The organism is Streptomyces pinistramenti (assembly GCF_020564935.1).
Taxonomy (GTDB): Bacteria; Actinomycetota; Actinomycetes; order Streptomycetales; family Streptomycetaceae; genus Streptomyces; species Streptomyces pinistramenti.
The window spans coordinates 1-4,449 of the sequence record NZ_JAJCXB010000119.1 but is presented as its reverse complement, the minus strand read 5'-3'; the positions used below and the strand labels follow the sequence as shown (position 1 = coordinate 4,449).

Sequence of the window (4,449 nt, the reverse complement as noted above, 5' to 3'; positions counted from 1 at the left end):
CGTAGTGACCGCGCGTCACTTCCGCGGAGCGGAAGGCGCGGTCACTACGTGACCTTTGGTGGGTGTTGTGGAGCTTCGCTCCACTTGGCGCCGCTTCGCGGCTTTTTGATGGTTAGTCATGCTTCGCATAACTAACAGCCGCTTCGCGTCTTTTGGTGGGGAGTTTGCGCTTCGCTCCAACTCCTCATGGAAATACCACCCTTCGGGCGGGATTTCCTTTTGGCGCCCTTCGGGCGCTTTGGCTGACTACGTGGAGGGGGTGTGGCTTGTCGTCTGCGTGACGGGAGGTCACTGGTGCGGGAGGACCGCTGAGGTGATGGCCGACCACCTCGGCCGGCCGACCGTCACGAGAAAGGACACCGAGCGGTGGGCGTCAGCAGAATCGCTTTGACGCCACTTCGTGCCTGAGGCGATCCTACCAACGATGTCAAGCACGGGCGCGAACGCCCGCCCCAATGCACCTTCCCAGCACCAGAGGTGACGCGACGGCACGCCCCTCGGCCATCCGGTCGGCGTCCGACTCCAGGACCACGCCCTTCCACGGATCCCCGCCGAGCGACCCGACGCGGCACAGCCTCCCGGACCATCTGCACCGTCCCCGGTGATGAGGCACACGCCACCGCCGAACGCCTCCTCCTCCAGCCGGTCGCATCGAGCAACTGCCCGCCGAGCAGCCCACCGCCCACCAATTCCCGGTACGCACGGCCCGGTTGCCGGCCCGCCGCGGATCCGACCGCGGCATCCCTTGAATGGAAGCCGGTCACAGGTAAGTCTTTCGGCACCCCCAGGACCGCGCTTGCGCCGCTAACCCACGGCGCCCGCATGGTGCTGCCACCACCCGGCACGTAGCAGCGCCGACCCCTGCCGTCCACCTCCCGCGAACCCCCGCTCAAACCCCGTCAGATGCGCTCTGACCAGGGAATTCGGCAGATTCGCGAAAACTGGATCCCACAGGAAACGGCCGTGAGGGTGGCCCGACCACGCCACCAAGGCACAACCCGGTGCACGCAGCACCCGACGAGAGAGACCCGATGACGACCGACCCGACCCACCGTCAGGCCCCCGCACAGCCCTTCCCGGTACGACCGCAAACACCGACACCGATGCCCGCCCCGGCACCCGTACCGGTGCCGGGGCAGTTCGCACCGCCCACGGCCCCCCAGCAGCCCGCGGCAGGAACACCGCAGGCCCCGGCCGCAACCGCCTACGCCATCTCCTACGGAGGCACCGCCACCGCCACCGCCACCGGAAGTACAGCAACGGCCCACGCGGCCGCCGCGCCCGCGGCCGAGCCGGATGCCGTGCCGACGGACGTGCCGGCCACCCACCAGACGAGGCGCACACCAGCCGTAACGGCCGTGGCGGCCCTGCTCATCACCGCAACCGCCTGCGGCCTCCTCTCCCTGACCTACCCACCCCTGGCACAGGCCCTCCAAGCCGCAGGCAGCGCCGCCGCAATTATCGGCGCCGCAGTCACAGTTACAGCAGCCACCGACCACCGAGGCACCGGAAACAGCCAGCAGTAAACACCCCGAACAGTTGAGGGGCCCGCAGCCGGTCGGCTACGGGCCCCTCAACACGGCTACAGCAACCGCACGCAGAAGGGCTGCCGAGGTCACACGCGACCAACCCGCCCGGCCGGCCACCAGAAAGAACAACGAGCGACCGGGCGTCAGCAGAATCGCTTAACGCCACTTCGTACCTGGGCGATCCTACCAACCATGTCAAGCGCCGGAGCAGTACGGTGGCGAACCCGGCCCGGACATCACCACAGGCGGGCACTCCTCCAACACCCGCCCGGCGGCCAATCGCCATGCTGCCAACTACAGTTGCCGAAGGGCGCCCGCAGCCAGCTCCAATGGCTGCGGGCGCCCTTCGTATGCACGGCGTACCGCGCGGATACCGGGTGCAGTGCCTACGGCGTGGAGAGGGTGCGGTCCTTGCCCGCGTCCCAGCCGGAGCAGTGCGTGGTGTCCTGGCCGTCGCGGTCGTAGCGGGCGGTGATCTGCCAGACGGGCCAGGTGGGGCGGGGGCCGCGGTCGATGGCGAGGACCTCGTACGCGCTTGCGCTGTCTCCATGGTCGTAGCGGCCCCCGACAACGCGGGGGCCGACCTGGGTGTTGATCCACTCCGGGTAGGTCATCTCGAACCCCTCGGAGCGGTCCCCGAGCAACTCGGCGGGCATGTCGTCGGCGCACTCGTTGCAGGCGCTGCGGCCACAGGTGTTGACGGTGTCGCAGGTGGCGCAGGTCCACGACGGGCGCTGGCAGGCATGGCAGGCGTCGTAGTGCGGCGGGTTATCGGTGCCGCAGGTGCAGCCCCAGGCGCGGCGGGCACGCTTGGCAGCGGCGAGATCGGTCTCATAGGTCACGGGGTCTCCTTCTTCACGAGGTTGCGGCGGTCGAGGTCCTGGAGGAGCAGGAAGAGCGCTACAGCCGCGCCGGCGTCCCGTGCCGCGTGCGCGACCTCGACCAGGAAGATGTCGGACTGGTCGGGCAGCGTGGCCGCGCAGTCCGCGCACCCGTCTTCGAGGTGCTGGGCCATCTCGGCGGCGCCGTACGTGTAGTGCGCGGTACCGGCCGGGGGCTGCGGGTCGGTCTCGTCATCCTGGTGCTGCTTGAGCTGGTCGCGTTCGGCCTCGGCCTGCTCGGCGCGCTCGTTGGCGACGTCGTAGGCGGCGCGCGCCGCGGTCGCGGAAAGGTCGGCTGCGGTCGCGCGGTCGTGTGCCTCGTCGAAACGACCCATCCAATAGCGCACGTCGTCCTTGGCCTTGGCCAGCGCCACGAGGGCGGCGACGAGGTCGTCGGAGAGGTTGTCGTACCGGCTGCGTCGGACCAGGCCGAGGGGCGGCCGGTTCGGAATGGCGATGTTGTGCTCGGCGGCGAGGTCGCGAAGTTCCTTTTCGGTCGGCTCGGCGTCACTGCCGCGGACGGAAGTGGTGTCGGTCGTCATGCTTTCTCCTTCGGGGCCTCGCGAGCGCGGGGCTCCTTCTGCTTGTTGAGCGGCGGGGTCAGCGGGCGGCGGACTGGGCGAACGGGAGGGTCTGGGCAGCCAGCTCGGTGCGGCGCTCGTGCGCCTGGTCGAGGTTGGCGCGCAGCCGCTCGGCGGTCGGTGCCGGCGTCCGGTCGAGGTCGGCTTGTGCCTCCTCCAAAGCGGGGAATCCGGCCTCCCGAATCTGCCGATACGCAGCTTCGCCCCTCGTCGAGTCCCAGAAGAACGGCCGGGCAAGGGCGTGGTCGGCGCGCTCACACCACATGTCGATAGCGATGCGGGCCTCGTCGACCGCGAGGACGTAGGCGTGGTGGGCAGCCAGCCAGGCTGAGGCGGTGCTCAGTGCCTCCCAGCGCAGTTCGACCTGGTGCAGCAGGCGGTCGCGCTCGGCGCGGGCAGTCTGCTCGTGGGCCAGCAGGTCGCGCACGTCGGCGTAGCGGGCGACGGTGTCCATCAAGGCCGCCAGTCGCATGCCCTCGGCGTGGGCCTGGGGGCCACGCGGGTTGATGCCCGGACGCACGTCGAGCCACCGGCGCAGGGCCGCGTCGTACTCGGCGTCCATCCGTTCACCAACGCCGGTGAATCCCTCGATGTTGAGGGGAGAGAGGTTCGTGATCACGCTGCTGCCTTTCGGTCGGTGGTCGGGGTCGATGCCCCGGGAACGCAGATCGGCGTACACGGTCGGCCGGCTGATGCGCGCGGCCTCGGCAAGGGCGACGACGTTGGTCTCGCCCGCCTGCCATGCGGCGGCGATCAGGTCGGCCCGGCGTCCGGGCTTCGACCAGCCCCGCAGTGCGGCGAGTGCTTCGTCTCGTGTGGTACTCACACACCGAGAGTGCTGTAAAGCGGTTTTACATGGCAAGCCACTTGACAGTGATCGGCCGGATTGCGCCGTCCGGCTGGCGCGAAAGAGGTGCTCCGATATCCGAGCGCACCTGCTCGGAGAGATGCAGCCGACAGATCTCCCGCTGGGACTGGATGATCGAGCGGCACGGACTTCCCCTGCCCTCACTGACATGCGCGTTCTGCGGAACCCCGATAGAGACGAAATCCCCGTCTGATCCCCATCGGCGCTGGTGCAGCCGCCGATGCCGCACATGGGCATCCCGCGGCCATGACCCAGCCACCTTCTTCAACCCGCTGATCTGCGAACAATGCCAGAAGCCATTCCACCGCCACGCGAACGGCAGGGACCGACGGTGGTGCTCACGCAGGTGCTACCGGCTGTCCCGAGGCTGGCCTGAGACACCCAAGACACACCAGTAACCGAAACGATCATCGGTCGCCTATCCGGCGCGGCCTGCCGAAGCGGTCAACCTTCGCTGAGACAGTGTCCCTTCTCATTAGATCTTGCAGAAGGCAGGCTGCTGACCTGGGGTGTGACAGGTAGGAGTGGGATTTCCGCCGGGGCTGTCGGGGTGTTTGAGAGGTCGTGTTGGCGATGCCGGGCGTGTGTCT

Annotated in this window: 3 protein-coding genes; all 3 read right to left on the bottom strand. The window is 68.7% G+C overall.

All coding sequences use genetic code 11. The features are described from left to right. Positions 1 to 1,915 precede the first annotated feature (1,915 nt). From LIU39_RS34545 to LIU39_RS34535, 3 genes are read right to left on the bottom strand one after another with little or no spacing between them, the layout of a single operon-like run. The gene (locus LIU39_RS34545) at positions 1,916 to 2,371 is read right to left on the bottom strand and encodes a hypothetical protein (protein WP_227050939.1); all 456 of its coding nucleotides are present in this window, start codon (positions 2,369 to 2,371) and stop codon (positions 1,916 to 1,918) included. Next, the gene (locus LIU39_RS34540) at positions 2,368 to 2,952 is read right to left on the bottom strand and encodes a hypothetical protein (protein ID WP_227050938.1); all 585 of its coding nucleotides are present in this window, start codon (positions 2,950 to 2,952) and stop codon (positions 2,368 to 2,370) included. The genes LIU39_RS34545 and LIU39_RS34540 overlap by 4 nt, the downstream gene beginning before the upstream one ends. Positions 2,953 to 3,010: 58 nt before the next feature. Beyond that, positions 3,011 to 3,817, bottom strand: coding sequence for a hypothetical protein (locus tag LIU39_RS34535; RefSeq protein ID WP_227050937.1), 807 nt, complete (start codon positions 3,815 to 3,817; stop codon positions 3,011 to 3,013). Positions 3,818 to 4,449: the final 632 nt, after the last annotated feature.

Excerpts from the sequence above, each read along its gene's own strand:
- LIU39_RS34540 (WP_227050938.1), bottom strand. The coding sequence starts at position 2,952 with ATGACGACCGACACCACTTCCGTCCGCGGCAGTGACGCCGAGCCGACC.